The following is a 21,695-nucleotide window of genomic DNA, read 5'->3' as shown; positions in this document are numbered from 1 at the left end:
TTCTTAAATTAAAATCAAAGAACAAAGTCCCAGAAACAAAAATACTATGCATACATATATTTTTTTGCAAAAAAAATGAGGATTTAATAAAAATACAACAGGAAGAAAAAAAATTTGACAATAAAAAAAAGCGAGACCTAAATCTCGCTTTTTTAACATTTATGTACTTTAATAAAATATTATTCTACAGTAACTGATTTTGCCAAGTTACGCGGTTGATCAACATTACAACCTCTCATTACAGCTATATAATAAGAAAGCAACTGTAAAGGTATTGTTGTAATTAACGGTGATAATGCATCTGAAGTTTCAGGAATCTCAATAACATAATCAGCCAACTCACGAACCTGAGTATCCCCTTTAGTTACTACAGCGATAATTTTACCGCTTCTTGATTTTATTTCCTGAATATTACTTACGATTTTATCATAATGACCTTGTTTAGGTGCAATTACGATAACAGGCATGTGCTCATCAATCAAAGCGATTGGTCCGTGTTTCATTTCTGCAGCAGGATAACCTTCAGCATGAATATAAGAGATCTCTTTAAGTTTTAAAGCTCCTTCAAGTGCTACAGGAAAATTATAACCACGACCTAAATACAAACAGTTTGGCGCATCTTTAAAAGCTGCAGCAATTTCTTTTGCTCTGTCGTTAGTTTCTAATGCCTCAGCTACTTTTTCCGGAATCAATTCTAATTCCTGTAAGTAAGCATGAAAATCAGGATTTGACAATGTACCTTTTGCTTTACCTAATCGCAATGCGATCATGGTCAAAACAGTAATTTGCGTTGTAAATGCTTTAGTCGAAGCTACTCCAATTTCCGGTCCTGCGTGTGTATAAGCACCTGCATGACTTTCTCTTGAAATAGAAGAACCTACTACGTTACAAACTCCAAAAACAAAAGCTCCATTTTCTTTAGCCAATTTAATAGCCGCCATTGTATCTGCAGTTTCTCCTGATTGAGAAATTGCAATAACAACATCGTCTTTGTTTATAATTGGGTTTCTGTATCTAAATTCAGAAGCATATTCTACTTCAACCGGAATACGGGTAAATTCTTCAAAAATATACTCTGCTACTAAACCTGCATGCCATGATGTACCACAAGCAACGATCAAAATACGTTTTGCGTTTAAGAATTTTTCTAAATTATCCTCAACACCTGCCATTTGAACGATTCCTTCATTTGCGTGAAGTCTTCCTCTGTAAGTATCTTTTATAACATTTGGCTGCTCATAGATTTCTTTAAGCATGAAATGATCATAACCTCCTTTTTCGATTTGCTCCAAATTCATTTGAAGCTCCTGAATATAAGGATTCACTAAAGAGTCATCTTGAATTTTTCTAACTTTAAGAGGTTTGTGCAATCTAATATTTGCCATTTCACCATCTTCAAGATAAATTGCATTCGAAGTATATTCGATAAAAGGCGAAGCATCAGAAGCAATAAAATATTCTCCTTCTCCAACACCAATTGCTAATGGACTACCTAATCTTGCAGCCACGATTTCGTTTGGATTTTTTTTATCAAAAACAGCAATTGCATATGCACCCACTACTTGATTTAAAGCAATCTGAACCGCTTTACCTAATTTTATTCCTTCTTTCTTTTGAACTTCTTCAATAAGATTTACTAAAACCTCAGTATCTGTATCTGACTTAAAAGTATATCCTCTTTTGATTAATTCTTCTTTAAGCGGTGCATAATTCTCAATGATTCCATTATGAATAATTACCAACTCACCTGAATTAGAAAGATGCGGGTGTGAGTTTACATCATTTGGCACCCCGTGAGTCGCCCAACGTGTATGCCCAATTCCAATCTTTCCGCTTGTATTAAAAACATCTTTAGCCTTAGCTTCAAGATCCAAAACTTTACCTTTTGTTTTACAAACCTTTACACCAGTTTCATCATCATATAACATGACTCCGGCACTATCATAACCTCTGTATTCGAGTCGTTTTAGCCCCTTGATAACAATAGGATAAGCCTCTCGATGGCCGATATATCCAACAATTCCACACATATATTATTTATTAATTTGGTTTCGTGTAGTAGACCTCAAGTTGTAGTTTTTTCCCGGCAGGAACATTAGAACTTGATGTTCCACCGTATAATATTGTTCCTAACGGACTCATAACCGAGGCTCTTGGCACATTTGAGAAAATGTCATTTTTAAGTTTCAACTGGCCAAAAGTTATTGTATTAATATCCCCCGTAACCACTAAACCTAATTTCACATTTTTTACAGTTGCATTTTTAATGATATTACGAATATGATTCGTTAACCTGATTTTGTACGTTGTCCCTCTTTTTGAAGTAGGATCAATATTTATAATACCACTGTAAATAATTTTACCAGGCGGATTAGCCGTGGCAGTAGTACCATCTAAACTATAATCTAATAATGCCAGACTATTATCTAAGTCATACAAATAAATACGTTTTGGCTCATAAGCCCCTGCCATTTTCTCAGCATCGATAGAAAACACCAAATTAGCTTCATTTACTAACCAGTTCTTCGTTCTGATTTCATCTAACTTAGCACCAAAACCATTAAGATCTACTACAGCAAGTGATCCCTGACCTCCTTTTAGGTAAAGCCTGTCATCTCCCGTCGTTTTGTTAGGATTTGTTACTGCATTATAATAGGTTGGATTCTTAACATCCTGATACAAACTAGCCTGAGCCCCTGATAAATTAATAACCAATGACTTTTCTTCCATTGTATCATCAGGATCAGTTGTTATAGCTGTTTTTGCCTTATACTTAATTGTGATTTTAGCATTCCCGGATTTTGCAAAATCTAATAACGCTAAATTCGAAGGATTTCCATCTGATTTTTCCACTTTAAAATACAATCCTCTGAAATATTCCTGAAAAATAGCTGCAGAAGAAAGTTTAGAAGCTGGCGCTTTTAGAATTTTTTCTAAAAAGAATGCTTTATTCAGATTCAAACGCATTTCCGGAGTTACATAAGTATATGTATATGTTTTTACAGCTGCATTAGCATCTACTACTGTTGAATCTTTTCTTTGTGCTGCACTAAAAAAGAATGCATCATTTTGTGCCGGATCCGGATCATCATTCAACCTTGCACCAATTTTACTTGTATCAAAGTTTATAGGATCTGTACCTGAATCCTGATTTGTATAATACAATTGAGCAAATTGTGAACCACCATCAAAATAAGAAGAACGCATCTGAACTCCAGATTCGTAAACACTTAGTTTAATTTTTCCTTTAGGATCTCCATAAATAGAATCTAACGCATAAACATTTCCTCCCTTAGGATCCGCTTCAGTTACATGAGACAAATAAGAAACACTTAAAACTACACTTTCTATTACCGGAGCTTCACCAATAGTTGGAGCATCTGTCACCATAGTAAGCTGACTTACAAAATTTGATGTATTTGTACCGAAAACAGAATTATCATAAATCCCTAATCCGTTAAGCGTTAATCCGTTTGACTGAACAGGAGTTACTTCCTGATTATAAGCTAAAACATCATATTTTTCAGATTCAAGGCCAAAATGATCGTCGCCGATCAAACTGCCACCAATTGAATTAAAATCTTTATCGCAAGAATAGAAAAGGACAACTGTTGCTATTAATAGAATTTTCTTAATAAAAGAAGTATTGTACATGTTTAATAATAAAGTTAAAATTTAAAGACCCACCGTTTTATAGAAATTTGTATACGCTTCAGCGAATGCATCTTTCGTGGCGAAAGGTAAAAAAGGTTTTCCTGAAGATTCTATAAATTTTGTTAAACTTGGGGATACGTTTTCAGAAGCGATAATGACAGCATCAGAGTGTAATATACTCGCCTTTAAGACATTTTCGTAATTAGGGATCTCCAAATCTGAAATCGCCTCGTGCGGCACACCATCAAATTTGACCTTATTTATCATTTCTAAATCTAAATTTTCATCAAAAGATTGCCCATAAACAGAGGTAACAATTTTTGTTTCAGAAAATAAAGCTTCATTTTTATAGTAGTGCTTCATATAAATTGGCAGCATTGCAGCCAACCAACCGTGAACATGAATGATATCCGGAACCCAGTTCAGTTTTTTTACCGTTTCAACAACTCCTTTAGCAAAAAATATTGCTCTTTCGTCATTATCAGGATATAGAACTCCTTCTTCGTCAGCAAAAGTTGCTTTACGTTTAAAATATTCATCATTATCAATAAAATAAACCTGAATTCTTTCTTTTGGAATCGAAGCTACTTTGATAATCAATGGCATATCTAAATCATTCACTACCAAATTCATTCCTGAAAGTCTAATAACTTCATGCAATTGGTGTCTTCTTTCGTTGATATTTCCATATCTTGGCATGAAAATTCTTATTTGTCCGCCCTGATCATTGATCATTTTTGGAACGTCATATGACATTAAAGAAACTTCATTTTCAGCCAAATAAGGCACGACTTCAGATGATACATATAATATCCTCTTATCTTTCATAATAGTATTTTACTTAATTTTTGGTAATAAAAACGTTGCAAAATTACAAAAATTTATGCAGTTTATAACTAATATATTATGTTTGCACTAAATTTTAATAATACTGCCATGCATATTTTCTACGGTAAAGTAGCTTTGATAGCCTATTTGAAAACTATCAAAACCGCAAATTCAACCATCGGATTTGTACCAACAATGGGCGCTTTACACCAAGGTCATCTGGCGTTAATGCAAAGATCAATTAAAGAAAACGACGATACCGTTGTAAGTATTTTTGTTAATCCAACACAATTTAACAACCCTGAAGATCTCGAAAAATACCCCAGAACTCTTGAAGAAGACGTAAAAAAAATGCGCAATTTAAGTGATAAAATGATTCTATATGCACCTTCTGTAGATGACATTTACGAAGGACATACTATTTCTCAGTCATTTGACTTTGATGGATTAGAGAATCAGATGGAAGGACAATTCAGACCCGGACATTTTAATGGCGTAGGAACGATTGTTAAACGTTTGTTCGAAATTGTTACGCCTACAAATGCGTATTTTGGAGAAAAGGATTTCCAGCAATTGCAGATCGTAAAAAAAATGGTCGAAAAAACAAATTTACCGGTAAATGTGGTAGGCTGTCCAATCTTCAGAGAGGATAATCAGCTTGCGATGAGTTCCCGAAACGAGCGATTAACTCCCGAAGAACGAAAAGAAGCTGCTATCATTTATAAAACTTTGACAGAAGCTAAAGAAATATTTCAGACGGGAACTCCTGAAGACACTATAAAATTTGTAGAAGATACTTTTAAAGATAACGAGAAATTTGATCTCGAATATTTTGTAATTGCTGACGAATCTACATTATTACCGATTGACCATAAAAGTAAAGACAAAAACTATCGCGCTTTTATAGCGGTATTTGTTAATAATATAAGGTTGATCGACACCATTTCATTAAATTAATTTACCTTTGCAAAATGCAAATTCAAGTTATAAAATCAAAAATTCATCGTGTAAAAGTAACTGGAGCTGACCTAAATTATATTGGCAGTATTACTATTGACGAAACATTACTGGAAGCCTCAAATATTATTGAAGGCGAAAAGGTATCTATTGTAAACATCAATAATGGCGAACGTTTTGAAACTTACGCTATCAAAGGGCAAAAAAATTCAGGAGAAATTACCCTGAACGGACCTGCCGCAAGAAAAGTTCAAAAAGACGACATCATTATCATTATATCTTATGCAACCCTGGAGTTTGAAGAAGCAAAAACCTTCAAGCCATGGATCATTTTTCCTAATGAAAACGATAATTCGCTAACCTAAGCCTCCCTTTTACACCTTATATATTATTCTTGTTTGTCGAAATCTGTTTTTTTGACAAACAAGGTTTTTTATGCCTAAATCAAAAAATAGGTTTAATCGCATAATTTCATTGCTTTTTTAAATTCCTACCCAAGCAAAAAAGCAAATAAAGTATTATATTGCCATACTATTTCAATACTTTTCAACTCAATGAAATGCCCCAAATCATGAAGAAAGTTTACCTGCTGCTTGCATTAATTTCAATTTCTGTATTCTCACAGAAAAAATTCGACAATATTAAATCTGTCAAACTCGGAGAAGAAAGAAGAATAACTATTGGACTTCCTGCTTCTTATGAAGCTAATCCCGAAAAAAAATACCCTGTTTTATATTTATTAGATGGTGATTATTTATTTGATCCCTTTTCCGGAGCTATAAGTTATGGCGTTTATTGGGATGATTTGCCTGAAATGATTATCATTGGTGTGCATCAAAATAAAGACGGAGAACGTTATGACGATGCTACAATTGACCAGAATAACGGTTTACCGTTTGAAAAAGGCGCTCAGTTTTTTGAATTTATCGGAGCTGAATTGGTTCCCTATATTGAAAAAAAATACCGCACTACTCCTTTCAGAATTATTGCAGGTCATGACATTACAGCGAGTTTTATCAACTTTTATTTATACAAAGAAACGCCGCTTTTTAACGCTTATATTTGTTTAAGCCCTGAACTTGCACCAAAAATGGAAGTTCGTATTCCGGAAAAGTTCACAAAAATAAAAGAACCTTTCTTTTACTATCTTTCAGCAGCTGATGGCGATATTAAGAAAATCAAAGAGCCAATAGAAAAGCTGGACAGCAATATTAAAATCGCAAATAATCCGTTAGTAAACTATAAATATGATTTATTTAAAGGCACAACGCATTATACAGAAGTGCTGCATTCGATACCAAATGCATTATATCATATTTTTGAGGCTTACAAACCTATAAATTCCGCTGAGTACAATGACAAAATTGCTGTTCTTCAGACTGGATATGCAGATTATTTAGAAGCTAAATATGCGACTATGTCTAAAGTTATGGGAGTTCAGATTCCTGTGAGAATGAGCGACTTTAAAGTAATAGAAAACATCATTCTAAAAAACAAAGCCTACGACGAATTAGGCAAAATGGCCGAAATTGGAAATGTAAATTATCCTAAAGCCATGTTAGGCGAATACGAATTAGGCCTGATGTATGAGAAAATGGGCGACGCAAAAAGAGCGTCTAAAAAATATCAAAATGCTTCACAAATGGAACCAATTGGCGATTTGAATAAGGATATGATGTATGAAAAAATGGATCAAATGAACGCACTTGCAAAAACCGGTAAATAATGTCTAAAGTTAAAACTTCTTTTTTTTGTCAAAACTGCGGAACTCAATATGCCAAATGGCAAGGACAATGCAATGCCTGCAAGGAATGGAATACTATTGCGGAAGAGATCATTCAGAAGCAGGAAAAAGTAGCATGGAAAAGCGAACCAACTTCAAATGGTAAAGCTCCACGCCCATTAAAAATTAATGAGATCGACTCGACTCAGGAAATCCGCATGGATACGACTGACGGCGAATTGAATCGTGTTTTGGGTGGCGGAATTGTTCCGGGATCTTTGACTCTTTTGGGCGGTGAACCAGGAATTGGAAAAAGTACACTTTTACTTCAGATATCATTAAAATTACCCTATAAAACTTTGTATGTTTCCGGTGAGGAAAGTCAGAAGCAAATAAAGATGCGTGCTGAAAGAATTACACCGGACAGTGAAAACTGTTATATCCTGACGGAAACAAAAACACAGAATATCTTTAAACAAATTGAAGCTATTCAGCCTGAAATTGTCATTATCGATTCGATTCAGACTTTGCATACCGATTATATCGAATCAACTGCCGGAAGTATTTCTCAGATTAGAGAAACAACTGCTGAATTGATCAAGTTTGCCAAAGAGACCAATATTCCGGTTATTTTAATTGGGCATATTACCAAAGACGGAAACATTGCCGGACCAAAAATCCTGGAACATATGGTCGATACTGTTTTACAGTTTGAAGGCGATCGAAATCATGTTTACCGAATCTTACGTTCTCTAAAAAACCGTTTTGGCTCAACAGCCGAATTGGGGATTTATGAAATGTTGGGAAGCGGTTTACGAGAAGTCAGCAATCCGTCAGAAATATTAATTTCGCACAAAGACGAAGAATTATCAGGAACCGCAATTGCCTCTACACTTGAAGGAATGCGCCCGTTAATGATCGAAATACAATCGCTTGTAAGTACCGCAGTTTACGGAACTCCGCAACGAAGTACCACGGGTTACAATGCCAAAAGACTGAACATGATTTTGGCGGTTTTAGAAAAAAGAGCCGGATTTCGTTTAGGAGCAAAAGATGTCTTTTTGAACGTAACCGGAGGAATTTCTGTAGATGACCCTGCAATAGATCTTGCTGTTGTTGCGGCGATTTTATCCTCAAATGAAGATATTCCGGTAACAAAAGGTTTTTGTTTTGCTGGTGAAGTTGGACTTTCAGGAGAAATTCGTCCGGTAAATCGGGTAGATCAACGTATTCAGGAAGCTGAGAAACTAGGATTCACCACTATCTTTGTATCTAAGTACAACAAAATTGCGTTAAAGAATACAGGAATCAAGATTGAGCTTGTCGCCAAAATTGAAGATGTAGCCGGTATTCTTTTTGGATAATATGTTTTTTTTACCACGAATTTCACAAATTAAACACGAATTTTTATTTAAATTTAATTCAAATTCATATACTCATGCTCATGCTACGTATAATTCGGGAAAATTAGTGAAATTCGTGGCAAAAACTAATGTTCGCAAAGCGAACATTCCCTAATTTTTTTATGAAATTAACTTTATGAAATTTCCAAAACAAAAAATATACAAAGCACTTCTAATACTTGCAATAGTATTGGTAGTGCTTTTTTTAGGCTTTTACTTTTTTCGTGATTCTTTATTAAAACAAGCTATTGCGAAGGTAAAAACCAAAATGGATACAGAATACAACAGTACTTTTTCTGTAAAATCAGCTTCGTTTGATGGCTTATCCGGCATTAAACTAACTGATATTATTCTGGTTCCGAGAAATGCTGATACGCTTTGCCACATTCAAAAAATAGAAACCAGTATTAGTTTGTCTCATTTATTAATTGGTGATGTTCAGGTTGGCACTTTAAAAGTCAATAATGGTTATATTCAATTAGTCAAAAAAGGAAATGTCCGTAATTTTGATGCTTTCCTGAAAAAAGACAAATCTGATTCTGATAAAAATGAAAAACGCAAATACGCTACTTTTGCGTATAGAATTATTTCAAAATTACTAAATCTGGTTCCGACGGACATGAAACTGGAAAACCTAAATTTCAGGATCGATGATAACGGCAAAAAGACTTCTATTGCTGTCAATAAACTCGTTTTAGACAACAAACAACTCGAAACCAATCTTCATGTACAAAGCAAAGATTTTGACCAGCGATGGAACATTAAAGGTTTTGCTGATCCCAGAAATAAAAAAGCTGATATCCGTTTCTTTAATTTAGATACCGGAGCCATTCGTGTTCCGTATTTAGACGAACGCTATAACTTAAAAGCAAGTTTTGATTCGATCCGATTAAATGTTCAAAATATAGAAAAAGACGGAAGCGAATTGCATATTGACGGTTACACTTCTATCACGAACTTAAAAATCAATCACCCTAAAATCGCCAGTAAAGATGTTGTTATTAAAAATGCACGCTTTGACTATCGCTTTCTATTGGGAGATAATTTTATTTCGATCGACAGTACCTCAACCATGCAGTTGAATAAGATAAAAGTCAAGCCTTATATTTCTTACAGTACAGAAAAAGATACTATTTACACACTGAAAGTAGATATCCCGAAAATGAAGGCGCAAGACTTTATCGTTTCGTTGCCTGACGGATTGTTTACTCATTTTCAGGGAATGGAAGCAACAGGAAATTTCGATTATAAATTGGATTTCAAATTCAATAAAAACAACCCGAATACTTTAGTATTTGACAGCAAACTCAATAAAGAAGATTTAAAAATCACTAAATACGGTGAAGCAGATCTTAATAAATTAAACGGTGAATTTGTTTATCGCGCCATTATTCAGAATGTATTGCAAAGACCTATTTTAGTTGGAAATGCAAATCCTAATTACACGCCTTTGGACCAGATCTCACCTTATTTAAGAAAATCTGTTTTAACGACAGAAGATCCGTCTTTCTTTTCCCATCGTGGGTTTATTAATGAAGCGTTTAAGCAATCTATTTTAAAGAACATCAAAACCAAAAAATTCTCACGTGGTGCCAGCACCATTAGTATGCAATTAATAAAGAATGTCTTTTTGACAAGAGAAAAAACACTTTCGCGCAAACTTGAAGAAATTTTATTGGTTTATATTCTGGAGAACAATCGCGTAGTCAGCAAAGAAAGAATGCTCGAAGTATATTTCAACATTATAGAATGGGGACCAAATGTATACGGAATTGGAGAAGCAAGTCATTTCTATTTTCAAAAAAGTCCATCGGCCTTAAACGTAGATGAGTGTTTGTACCTGGCAACTATTATCCCTAAGCCAAGGAAATTCATGTACCAATTTAATGATCAGGGAAATTTGAGAGACTTTGCAGTGCAAAATCAGAAGTTTTTAAAGAATTTAATGTTCCGCCGTGGTCTTTTAGTCCCTGAAGACACAATAGGCCAACTCCCGGTTTACATTTCCGGTAATGCGCGCTCCTTTATTCGTATTAAAGCTCCGGATTCAACAGCGGTTCCGGCTGATTCTTTGTCAATTGGCGATGAATTTGATTTGTAAACTATTTTCCACTAAGGCACAAAGTTTTTATAGCCAATATTGTCATCCTGACGCAGGAAGGATCACAAAAGAGCTCCGCAACGAAAACACAATCTTTGTCGAGTTTCGCGTGTGATCCTTCCTGCGTCAGGATGACATAAAATGAGAAGAAAATCTTTGTGCCTTAGTGCCTTCGCGGCAAAAACCTCATTTAAAAATCTTTAAAAAATCTTCCTTATAAGTCGATGAAACTTCGATTTCAGCTCCGTCATTTAGGGTCACGATTCCACCTTTATTATAGGATTTCACGCAATTCATATTGATAATATGCGACTTATGAACCCGTATAAATGGCAAAGGCAATATCTCTGAAAAATGTTTCAGGAACCTGCAGACCATTTTCTTGTTTCCGTTGTTTAGATATAAATCTGTAAAGTTTCCATTACCTTTCAATCGAACTATTTCTTCCATTTTAACCACTTCAAAACCTTCTAATGTTGGCAGGATTACCTGTTGTTTTTCAGGTTTGGTTTCGTGAAAGTTTTCGACGATTATCTTATTTCTGTTAAAGATTTCATGGTTCATGACCTGATGATGCACTTTATTTACTGCGACAATCAACTCTTCGATACTAATGGGTTTCAGGAGATAATAAGCCGCACTTTGATTTAGCGCTTTTAATGAATACTCAGAAAAAGCAGTTACAAATATGGTTTCAAAATGCAAATCCTTACAAGCTTCCAGTACATCAAAAGCATTCCCAAAAGGCATTTCTACATCCAGAAAAACCAATTGCGGCTGTAATTCATGCAATAATGGCACAGCTTCTTTTATATTTTGTGCTTCACCAATAACTTCGACCTGCGGACAATATTTACTCAAATAATTTTTGAGTACTTCGCGCGCCGCAAGTTCATCTTCGACAATTACACTTTTTATCTTTTGAAAAGTCATCATAATTTATCTATTAAAGGAAAATAATTCGAACAATTGTACCAGTTTCAGGCATTTCTTTTTCTGTAATTTCAAAAGAGATGTTCTTTTTATACAATTCATTCAGCAAACCAATTCGTTCCTTCGTATTACTTAATCCACGGGATTCATGTACTTTTTGATTACTTGTTTTTAGCTCACGGCTTTTGGTTAAGCCAATCCCGTTATCTTCTATAATCACAACAACTTTTCCTGCTGCAAACTGAAAATTAAGATGCAAAAATCCTTTTTTGTCGAGATAACGCAATCCGTGCCAAATAGCATTTTCGAGATGTGGCTGAATAATCATATTCGGGATCAAAACCGTTTCTGTATCCAGAGTTTCGTCAACACTAATTTTAAAATCAAATTTATCCTCAAAACGTAAATGTTCTAAATCCAAATACTTTTTCAGCTGTTCAACTTCCTTATCCAATGAGATGAAATCCTTATTAGAATTTTCCATCATATTGCGCATTAGATTCGAATAGGAAGTAAGGTATTTATTGGCTTCTAATTCTTTATTTTCCGAAATAAACTGATTTACACTATTCAGACTATTAAAAATAAAATGTGGATTCATTTCGCGTCGGAGCGATTGTAAAGCAATTTCCTTGTTCTTCGTTTTTATCGAATACAATGCTTTTACAATAAAGAAGAACAAAAGCAAAAGCAATAAAATTGACCCCAAAAGAAAATAGTTAAAGGTGTTTTTCTTTGTAATCAATTCATCTTTTAAGGTTTTTTCTTTTTCTAGCTGACGGATTTTATCTTCAGTAACCTGAAACGTTTTGGCATCGATTAAAGTAGTATCTGATTGAATCAATTTATCAAAGTTGTCAAAAAAATTTTCATATAAAGCAATACTTTCTTTATCGTCTCCTTTGGTTTTGTAATACTGAATTAAGGCTGATAAACTTTTCTTTGCCTCAGCAGAACACCCGTTTTTTGAGGCTAAATCATATGCTTCTTTCAGTGATACAACTGCTTTTTTAGGTTCTTCTTTTTTAAAATAAAGTTTTGCCAGCGATTGCAGCTGTTTTATTTGGGTATTAAAATCCTGATTTTTCACCGCTTCGGTCAACAATTTTTCATTGATTCCTATTGCTGCGTCAAACTGATTATCTGCTGCATATACTTTTGCTATTTCATTTTTGATTTTAATAACCTCTTCCGGTTTATCTTTGGCGTAAACCAGTGCTTTATTATAACTTTCAATCGCTACTGCTTTATCCATTTGCTGCAAAGAATTTTCTGCTTTCTGAACGTAGGCCGCTGCAACTTCATCGGTTTTATTATCTTTTTTAAGTAACTTAATATTCGAGTTTACATATCCTGCCTGTACAGCCGGACTTGCCTGCGTACGCAAGCGATTAGCATCATTAAGGTTTATTTTTTCATCGACCGCATCATTTGCTAATGAACCCGCTACTTCATAATTTTTAATCGCTGACTCAAAGTTTTTTTGATTTTCCTGTACTTTGGCAAGGCTCCTCGTTACACGGGTTTTATCGTCGACTAACTTTAATTTTGTGTAACTGGTAAGCGCTCTTTTATAATAATCTTCGGCTTTCGCATTATCACCTTTATTGACAAACTCATTGGCCAGACGTTCATAATTCTGGGCAATTTTTGCTTCGTCATTTGCATCTAATGAATTAGACAAATCTTCTGCGACTTTACTAATTTTAACTTGTTTGCTTTTTTCGCTTTTCTGTACAGGAGCTGACTGTGCTGTTATTGAATGTGGAATCAATAGCACTAAAAGCAGACTAAAACTAATTAATAAATGACGTTTCACAAATAAGTTATTTTGAGAATGTAAAGTAACCTAATTTCAAATTTCTATCCTATAAGTTTCACCAAGTCAAATGACCCGTTGACCCATTCTGTCAAAAATACGTTTTTTCCTTCAATACATTTGACCCTTAATTTAAAACTATAATTATGAAAAAACTATTATTCACTTCTATAACCCTATTATTTTCCTCCTTTATAATTTCTCAGGTTTCAGGAAATATTAATTATCAGCAACGGCAATCTTATAACAACAATACAATTGATATAAATTTTCCGGTAAATGCTGATATTATAGTAAGCATAAAAGGGCTTGCAAACGTAAAAGCAGATGCGTATACAGCAATTTTCAGCATAACCCAGACCGGTAAAACGGCCAAGGAAGTAAATGAATTAATTGACCAAAGAATTACGCAATCATTCAATGAAATCAAACTTAAAAAAGGTGCAGAAACTTTTGTCGATATGATTTCGTTTGTTCCCCTTTATGAATACGAAGCAGAAAAAAAGATTTTTAATCGTAAAACCTATAACGAAGTCCCAGCGGGATTTGAGTTAAAGAAAAGCATTCATATAAAATACTCTGACCCTAATCAGCTTAATGAATTTATCTCGATTTTATCCAACAATGAAATATATGATCTGGTCAGGGTTGATTATTTCTCCTCTACATTGGAAACAATTAAGAAAGAAATGATGAACAAAGCAAAACTTATGATTCTGGAAAAAGTAAAAAATTATGAATTTTTGCTTGGAGAAACATTTACGAATGCTGAAAAAAGAATTGCAGATGATTATATCGTCAACTTACCTGTAGAAATGTACAAATCGTATGAAGCTTACAATAGTTCTTCCTTAAACTTAAAAAAAGCGGCCAACATTAATCAGCTTAATAAATCTGTTACCCTTTATTATCAGCCAGTCATGAATAAAGAATTTGATTTTGTAATCAATCCCATTGTATCAGAACCCGTTATTCAAATACAATACGAAGTCAAAATAGCGATTACCAGAGAAAAGAAGCAGACTTCGAAAACAGATAAAGAATTTATTCTGGTTACCCCAAATGGCGATTTAAAAACCCTGAATATGAATACGGTCAAACAAAACCATTAATCCTCAGGCGCATTTCACCAAGTCAAAATACGGTTTCACCATTTGTCTGAAAAAAGTGCTTTTTAAGTTTTTAAGTTTGGTCTGTAATCAACAATTAAAAACTCGAAATCATGAAAACTACTCTTCTTATCCCGGCGCTTTTGATAACGGTATTCTCTTTTGCAAACAGCCACAATACAAATTCAAATAAAAACACCAAAATTGAAAAACCAATAGCTGAAAAAACCAAAATACAGGTCGCATTATTACTAGATACTTCGAGTAGTATGGATGGACTTATCGATCAGGCAAAATCAAGACTTTGGAATATCGTAAATACGTTAACAACCTTAAAATACGATGGAAAATCACCTGATATCGAAATTGCCTTATATGAATATGGAAACGACGGATTGTCTAAACAATCTAATTATATCCGACAAATAGCACCTCTTTCGACAGATCTGGATTTGATTTCTGAGAAATTATTTTCCCTAAGCACCAATGGTGGTAACGAATATTGCGGAGCTGTGATTCAGGATGCAACCAAACAATTAAAATGGGCGAAAGACAACAATAATATGAAGCTAATTTATATTGCAGGAAACGAAGATTTTAATCAGGGCAATATCAATTACAAAGAGGCAATCAGCAATGCTTTAAAGAATGATATTTATGTAAATACGATTTATTGCGGAGATAAAACGCAGGGCATAAATGAACTCTGGAAAAACGGTGCCGATTACGGAAAAGGGAAATATTTTAATATTGATTCTAACGAAACTGTACGCTACATCGCGACTCCGTATGATGATGAAATTACAAAATGCAACGAAAAAATCAATAAGACCTATATCAGTTACGGCTCAAAAGGTTCTGCAAAAAAAATGAACCAGGAAACACAGGACAAAAATGCGCAGAAAGTTTCTGCATCCAATTATGCAGAACGTGCCGTAAGCAAATCAAAAGCAGTATATAAAAATGAAAGCTGGGATTTGGTTGATAAAGTCAAAGATGATAAAACTGCTATTTCAAAAATAAAAAAAGAGGAATTGCCTAAAGAACTTCAGAATAAGTCTGAAGCCGAAATAAAAACAATCGTAGCTCAAAAGACTAAAGAAAGGGAAAACATTCAGAAAGAGATTGGTGAACTGGGCAAAAAACGTCAGCAGTATATTGATATGGAAGCAAAAAAGACAAAAAAACAAGATGATATAGGCAACGCTATTAATACCTCCATCATTGGCTTTGCAAAAGTAAAAGGATATACGGTCGAGAAATAAAAAACCATTCTTAAACATGAAAAATAAAATTTTCTTTTTGCTTTCGTTCGCAATTTTTGGCGTGAGTTTTGCCTGTAGGAATGATGAAGAAAAGCCAGAAATTATTAAAATTTCAAAACCGGTTTATTCCTATGAAGAGAAACTAAAAATCGAGACAACTGAAATCAGGAGCTTTTTGGGGAAATCTCCTAAATACAATTCAGATATTGTTTTCTTTTTAGACATGAAGATTGAATCTGGAAAAAACCGGTTTTTTATTTACGACTTAAAGCAGAACAAAATACTTAGCGAAGGCTTGGTTGGTCATGGCTCCGGATCAGAAACCGGTATTCCCGGAAAATTAAAATTCAGCAATGTCAACAATTCCAATTGCAGTTCTTTGGGTAAATATGCTATTGGCAGCTCCTACTCCGGAAGATTTGGCAAAGCTTATAAATTATACGGTCTGGATGCAACTAACAGCAATGCCTTTGACCGAAATATCGTGCTTCATAAATATTCAGACATTCCGTTTGAAGAACAATTAAATCCTATTTGTAATAGCTTGGGATGTCCGATGGTGAATGAAAATTTTTTTACTGTGATTGAAAAAATAATTGACAATTCTAAAAAGAAAATCATTCTTGTCATGTACTATTAAAACCCATTTCAATTCCCGTTATTTGTAATCCATATCTCTCAAATAAATATAAATTATAACCTCATGATAAAAACAATAACAACAACTGTTTTATTCCTAATTGGTACAATTGCCTTTGCACAAAAACCAATTTTTACAACGGCTAAGGTAAAAGCTGCAACAGTATACTTTAATGCTGCCGAAATTTCTCAAACTGCAAATATTAATCTGCCATTAGGAACAAGCGAAATTGTAATAAAAAATGTAGCAGTGGACTTGAATGAGAACTCAATCCAGATAGGAACGCCATCTACAGTTACAGTTCTTTCGGTTCAGTTTACCAATAACTACATCTCAGAATATGAAGTCGATACTAAATCTCCTGCCTTAAAAAGAGTAAGAGACAGTATTGTTTTGGTTCAGAAAGAAATCCTGAAAGTCAATAACACGATAAATTCTGAAACAAAAACAATTCAGCTTTTAGATAAGAACCAACAAATTTCGGGCGTAAATTCAGGTTTAAACGTAACTGAATTAATGAAAATGGTTGACTATTACAAAACCAAACAACTGGAAATCGCCAATACGATTAATACACTTACAGAGAAACAACAAAAACTGAACGAAACGCTTCAAAAACTGAACAATAAACTTGAAGTTGATACGAGCAAAGAAGAAAAAACTTCCTCAGGAAAACTAATCGTTCAGGTTATGAATGAAGTTGCCGGAACTGTTCCTTTAGACATTTCATACTTAACAAATAATGCTACGTGGACTCCGTTTTACGACCTACGCGCCGAAAGTGTTACGTCCCCAATTAATATGATGTATAAAGCACAGGTTGTTCAGAATACAGGAATTGACTGGAAAAAAGTAAAACTGACTTTGTCAAGCGGTATTCCTAATCAAAACAATCAGGCACCAATATTGAGTTCATGGTTTCTGGCCAATCAGGTATATAATGATGAAGTTGTTGTTATGGGGTATGGAGCAACTAAAAAAAGAAATCAACTACAGGGAAGTGTTTACAAAATTTCAGCAGATAAAGCAGTTACCGAACTCAACCAGGCTCCTGCTCCTGTCATGGAAAGCTCATCGGTTTCTAATTATACGACTGTAGCAGAAAATCAACTCAATATTTCTTTTGATATTGATATTCCGTATGATATTTTATCAAATGGAAAAGTGCACAGTGTTTCATTAAAAGAGATAAAACTACCCGCTTCCTATAAATTTTATGCTGTTCCTAAAATTGAAAATGATGCTTTTCTCTTGGCAGAAATTGCAGATTACAGCAAATACAATTTATTGCGGGGAGAAGCCAATATTATTTTTGAAGGTATGTATGTTGGCAAGACTTTTATAGAACCCAACCAAACTGGCGACACTTTAAACTTAAGCATGGGACGCGACAAAAAAGTCTCTATAAAACGTGAAAAAGTAGCGGATAAATCTGGAACTAAATTTTTATCAACCAAAAAAGAACAGACTTTTACTTTTGACATTACAGTACGAAATAATAAAAAAGAGGCAGTCGAATTGTTACTGAAAGACCAATATCCGTTAAGTACCAATAAAGAAATCGAGGTTGAATTATTGCAAAGTGACGGTGCAAAAATAAATACAGAAATTGGAGTTCTGACCTGGCAATTACAACTAAAACCAAATGAAAATAAGAAATTCAGAATTAGTTATAAAGTGAGATATCCTAAAGATCAGATTTTGAATCTTTAAACATAAAATCCCGATACAATAAATTTTGTATCGGGATTTTTTTATTACTGGCTAAACTAGTTGAAGAAACCTAACAGGTTTTTAAAACCTGTTAGGTTTGACTATCTATCACTTATTAAGGTGCAGGATCAGGAATTATTGCCTGAACTGCTGCGATTTCTGTTAATATTTCTTTTGATAAAAAGACATCTATTGTATCGATATTTTCTTTTAACTGTTCCATTGTTGTTGCACCAATAATCGCACTGGTCAAAAATGGCTGCTGCAATACAAATCCCATTGCTAATTCGGTTAAAGTTAAACCGTGTTTGTGCGCAATTTCCTGATACAATCTTGTTGCTTGCGTACATTGATCGCTATTGTAACGTGTGTATTGCGGGAAAAGCTTGATTCTCGCATTTGGATGTGCCTCTCCGGTTAAAAACTTCCCGGTTAAAACACCAAACGCTAAAGGTGAATAAGCCAATAAACCAACGTTTTCATATTTCGCAACTTCGGCAGAACCTACTTCAAAAAGGCGGTTTAGCAAATTATACGGGTTTTGAACAGTTTTGATCCTTGGCAGGTTTTGATATTTGCTTTCTTCCAGCAAACGCATCATTCCCCATGCATTTTCATTTGAAACACCAATGTGTTTTATTTTTCCTTCTTTGATTAATCCGTCGAATGTTTCCAGAACTTCTCTGAAATTATCTTCCCAGACATCATCATAATCTTTAAAACCGCGTTCTCCAAAATAATTGGTTTTACGTTCCGGCCAATGCATCTGATACAAATCGATATAATCTGTCTGAAGACGTTTTAAACTATTTTCTAAAGCATATTTGATACTTGCAGGAGAGAAATCTCCTTTTTCGCGCATGTAAGTAAAATTAGGGTTTGGACCTGCCATTTTAGAGGCTAAAACCACTTTGTCACGATTCCCTGATTTCTTAAACCAGGTTCCTATGATTTTCTCTGTACTTCCGTAAGTTTCTTCACGGGCAGGAACGGAATACATTTCGGCAGTATCAAAAAAATTAACACCTCTTTCAAGTGCATAATCCATTTGTTGATGTCCCTCGGCTTCTGTATTTTGTTGCCCGAAAGTCATTGTTCCGAGGTTTATTTTACTAACTTTTATGTCGGTATTGGGTAGTGTCGTGTATTTCATTTTTTTCTGAGGTTCTATGATGCTGAGTAATTATCCCACATTTCGGGACTAAGTTTACAGCTTTTGAATTATAAGAACTCAAAGATACAAAGGGATTCATCAAATGAAAATATCACAAAAGTTAAAAAAAGGATAAGTTTTTTTCTAAAGTCACTGAGTTTTCATCTCGAGGCTTCGCACATCGTAATTAACTTAAGAGATTTTTGAATGCGGATTAACTATTTTCCTATCAATAACTTTATCAGAATCCGCAATCTTGTGATCTCGACGAAGGAGAGATCACACAAGAAACTCGACAAATATTGGCGAATATCTGAACGGAAATACTAGTGTGATTTCTCCTTCGTCGAAAGGACAAGGTTATGTTTAGACTGTGCGAAGAATGGATTAAAATCCATCCCTACAATATATTTTGTTCTTCCGGAACTCTTTCTAAAATTCCAGAGGAATGCGTTATTTTGTAGCGCCGTCCCGAGTCTCGGGATTGAGAGAAAAATTATGATCAAAAAAGCTTAACTTAATGACATTGCCCGCAAGGACCACACTTATCCAATTGTTTAAAAAAGAATCTCTTAGGAATTAAATAATCAGTAAACAAATACCACTTTTTTTTGTCGCGTAGGAACTACCTTTATTTTATGATCTAAACAAAAAAAGACCCAAAGTTAAAAACTCTGAACCTCTCTATTTTAAGCTTTTCAAGGGGTTTTGAAACGAATTAAAAACCCTAATTACAAAAATTGAATTTTCTTTAATTTGATATAATACTTTGTAATTTCTAATTACAATTCTTCGACAGTCAAATCTATATTCATCTAACTGAAATTGTTCGGCAAAAACTATACTATTTGTACAATTGAATAATTCATCTCTAATTTTAATTGACTTTTTCTTTAGAAATGACATTCTTCAATGAAATATAAATTTCTCTTAAGTCTTGTTATGCATTCTGAGTCCAAAAAACTAAAAGTTTAGTATTACTCATTATCCCAACCCTGCATTTCTTTCGACAAATCTGCTTTTGAAATTATTCGATTATATTTTACATCATCCAAACCTTCTTCAACCTTATTATGATATTCTGACAAAGTCAAAAGATTCCCCTGAGCATCATATGAAACTACCTCATTTAAGTAAGTATCAAAAACAGAAGAAACAATTCGCAACACTCTTTCATCTGCCAAATCTAATTGATGGCGTATTTTGTCTTTTAATTCTGGAAGTCCCATAATTATAATTTTAGAAATTCAAGTTACGAAATAAATGGAGGATGAAAACTTCAATTTTTCAATTCCAAATTCGAACCGGAAAATCAACATATCTTGCTACATTTTTTATGATCTAAACAAAAAAAAGACCCAAAGTTAAAAACTCTGAGCCTTTTAATCTTTAAAAAACTTAGCAACTTAGTCCCTCAGAGACTTAGCAACTTAATTAATACTATTCAACATATCAGCGATTTCATCTAATCTTGGCGTTAAGATAATTTCGATTCTACGGTTTTTAGCTTTTCCTTCGGGCGTTGCATTGCTTGCAAGCGGAGAAAATTCGCTGCGACCTGCTGCTGTTAGTTTTTGTTTATTGATTTTAGTGTTTTCACTTAAAATATTGACAATTGCAGTAGCTCTTTTAGTCGACAAATCCCAGTTGTTGGCAATTGGTCCTGAACCCGCGTAAGGATCATCATCTGTATGACCTTCGATAAGAACTGAAAGATCCGGGTTATCTCCTAATACTTTTCCTAATTCTACAACTGCTTTTCTACCTTCGGTTCCAACAGCCCAGCTTCCTGAGTTAAAAAGTAATTTGTTTTCCATCGAAACATATACTTTTCCGTTTTTCTGTTCAACAGTCAAACCTTTACCTTCAAAACCATTTAAAGCTTTAGACAAAGTTTCTTTTAATTTTTTCATTGCTGCTTCTTTGGCTGCAATCATAGCTTCAAGTTCATTTAAGCGACTTGCTGTTTTATCAAGACTTGCTTGTTCTTCGGCTAATTTTTTAGATTTTGCTTCTAATTGCGCTAACAATTCACGGTTTTTAGCCATGTTTTTTTCCAATGCATCGTTGCTGTTTTTTTCAAGTGCATTGTATGAATCCTGCAAAACTTTGAACTTGTTTTGCGCAACGGCCAAATCAGCTTTTTGTTTTGCCAATTCGTCTTTTGTGCTATTTAAGTCTTTTGTTAAAGCATTGCGATCTAATTCTAACTGATTTTTTGATTTTTGCAAATCGGCATTTTGATCCGCAATTGAACGGTTTTCTTTTTTCAGATCTGAATATTTTGTTTCAAGATCGTTGTAAATTTTCTTGGACACACATGAAGTCATAGACATAGCTACAACTAGTAATCCGATGGAGGCCTTTTTAATCATTTTCCTTTTTTTTATTATGGGA

17 protein-coding genes are annotated in these 21,695 nt (G+C 34.1%); 9 read left to right on the top strand and 8 right to left on the bottom strand.

Translation table 11 applies throughout. From position 1 onward, the window contains the following. Positions 1-179: 179 nt before the first annotated feature. Genes glmS through NJT12_RS00930 form a run of 3 tightly spaced genes read right to left on the bottom strand, consistent with a single transcriptional unit; the run spans position 180 to position 4,482 of the window. The gene (gene glmS / locus NJT12_RS00940; RefSeq protein ID WP_271334049.1) at positions 180-2,030 is read right to left on the bottom strand and encodes a glutamine--fructose-6-phosphate transaminase (isomerizing); all 1,851 of its coding nucleotides are present in this window, start codon (positions 2,028-2,030) and stop codon (positions 180-182) included. Positions 2,031-2,040: 10 nt separating this feature from the next. After that, positions 2,041-3,654: a BamH family beta-barrel-assembly machinery protein gene (locus tag NJT12_RS00935; RefSeq protein ID WP_271334048.1), complete on the bottom strand. Its 1,614-nt coding sequence runs from the start codon at positions 3,652-3,654 to the stop codon at positions 2,041-2,043. Positions 3,655-3,675: 21 nt separating this feature from the next. Beyond that, positions 3,676-4,482: a glycogen/starch synthase gene (locus tag NJT12_RS00930; RefSeq protein ID WP_271334047.1), complete on the bottom strand. Its 807-nt coding sequence runs from the start codon at positions 4,480-4,482 to the stop codon at positions 3,676-3,678. 78 nt (positions 4,483-4,560) lie between these two features. On the opposite strand from NJT12_RS00930, the gene panC reads away from it, so the two are divergent. The 5 genes from panC to NJT12_RS00905 all read left to right on the top strand — a co-directional run bounded on the left by panC (position 4,561) and on the right by NJT12_RS00905 (position 10,666). Beyond that, positions 4,561-5,439 carry a pantoate--beta-alanine ligase gene (gene panC, locus NJT12_RS00925; RefSeq protein WP_271334046.1) on the top strand — a complete coding sequence of 293 codons (879 nt, stop codon included), beginning with the start codon at positions 4,561-4,563 and terminating at the stop codon, positions 5,437-5,439. Between the two features lie 14 nt (positions 5,440-5,453). Further along, the gene (gene panD, locus NJT12_RS00920) at positions 5,454-5,804 is read left to right on the top strand and encodes an aspartate 1-decarboxylase (protein ID WP_072957097.1); all 351 of its coding nucleotides are present in this window, start codon (positions 5,454-5,456) and stop codon (positions 5,802-5,804) included. 206 nt (positions 5,805-6,010) lie between these two features. Continuing rightward, entirely contained in the window at positions 6,011-7,165 is a 1,155-nt protein-coding gene (locus NJT12_RS00915; protein ID WP_271334045.1) for an alpha/beta hydrolase, read from the top strand. Next, positions 7,165-8,526, top strand: a complete 1,362-nt coding sequence (gene radA / locus NJT12_RS00910; protein ID WP_271334044.1) for a DNA repair protein RadA — start codon at positions 7,165-7,167, stop codon at positions 8,524-8,526. Before NJT12_RS00915 ends, radA begins: the two co-directional genes overlap by 1 nt. Before the next feature lie 175 nt (positions 8,527-8,701). Continuing rightward, complete coding sequence (locus NJT12_RS00905) at positions 8,702-10,666, top strand: transglycosylase domain-containing protein (protein ID WP_271334043.1); 1,965 nt, start codon at positions 8,702-8,704, stop codon at positions 10,664-10,666. Between the two features lie 186 nt (positions 10,667-10,852). Here NJT12_RS00905 and NJT12_RS00900 read toward each other — a convergent pair whose 3' ends face one another. After that, positions 10,853-11,602, bottom strand: a complete 750-nt coding sequence (locus NJT12_RS00900; RefSeq protein ID WP_271334042.1) for a LytR/AlgR family response regulator transcription factor — start codon at positions 11,600-11,602, stop codon at positions 10,853-10,855. 10 nt (positions 11,603-11,612) lie between these two features. Beyond that, positions 11,613-13,418, bottom strand: a complete 1,806-nt coding sequence (locus NJT12_RS00895) for a tetratricopeptide repeat-containing sensor histidine kinase (RefSeq protein ID WP_271334041.1) — start codon at positions 13,416-13,418, stop codon at positions 11,613-11,615. A 146-nt stretch (positions 13,419-13,564) separates the two neighbouring features. Here NJT12_RS00895 and NJT12_RS00890 point away from each other — a divergent pair, with 146 nt between their 5' ends. From NJT12_RS00890 to NJT12_RS00875, 4 genes are all read left to right on the top strand, one after another. Further along, on the top strand, positions 13,565-14,530 hold the full coding sequence (locus tag NJT12_RS00890; RefSeq protein WP_271334040.1) for an SIMPL domain-containing protein: 966 nt from the start codon (positions 13,565-13,567) through the stop codon (positions 14,528-14,530). Between the two features lie 110 nt (positions 14,531-14,640). Beyond that, positions 14,641-15,792, top strand: a complete 1,152-nt coding sequence (locus NJT12_RS00885) for a vWA domain-containing protein (protein ID WP_271334039.1) — start codon at positions 14,641-14,643, stop codon at positions 15,790-15,792. A gap of 16 nt (positions 15,793-15,808) precedes the next feature. Next, entirely contained in the window at positions 15,809-16,432 is a 624-nt protein-coding gene (locus NJT12_RS00880; RefSeq protein WP_271334038.1) for a murein L,D-transpeptidase catalytic domain-containing protein, read from the top strand. 63 nt (positions 16,433-16,495) lie between these two features. Then, on the top strand, positions 16,496-18,145 hold the full coding sequence (locus tag NJT12_RS00875) for a DUF4139 domain-containing protein (RefSeq protein ID WP_271334037.1): 1,650 nt from the start codon (positions 16,496-16,498) through the stop codon (positions 18,143-18,145). A 115-nt stretch (positions 18,146-18,260) separates the two neighbouring features. Here NJT12_RS00875 and NJT12_RS00870 read toward each other — a convergent pair whose 3' ends face one another. The 3 genes from NJT12_RS00870 to NJT12_RS00860 form a co-directional block, all read right to left on the bottom strand. Beyond that, positions 18,261-19,298: an aldo/keto reductase gene (locus tag NJT12_RS00870; RefSeq protein WP_271334036.1), complete on the bottom strand. Its 1,038-nt coding sequence runs from the start codon at positions 19,296-19,298 to the stop codon at positions 18,261-18,263. Positions 19,299-20,275: 977 nt separating this feature from the next. Further along, positions 20,276-20,527, bottom strand: a complete 252-nt coding sequence (locus NJT12_RS00865) for a hypothetical protein (RefSeq protein ID WP_271334035.1) — start codon at positions 20,525-20,527, stop codon at positions 20,276-20,278. A 201-nt stretch (positions 20,528-20,728) separates the two neighbouring features. Further along, positions 20,729-21,673, bottom strand: coding sequence for an OmpA family protein (locus NJT12_RS00860; protein WP_271334034.1), 945 nt, complete (start codon positions 21,671-21,673; stop codon positions 20,729-20,731). Between the last annotated feature and the right edge of the window lie 22 nt (positions 21,674-21,695).

The organism is Flavobacterium azizsancarii (genome assembly GCF_027980145.1).
Lineage (GTDB): Bacteria > Bacteroidota > Bacteroidia > Flavobacteriales > Flavobacteriaceae > Flavobacterium > Flavobacterium azizsancarii.
This window is presented reverse-complemented; position numbering and strand designations above follow the sequence as displayed.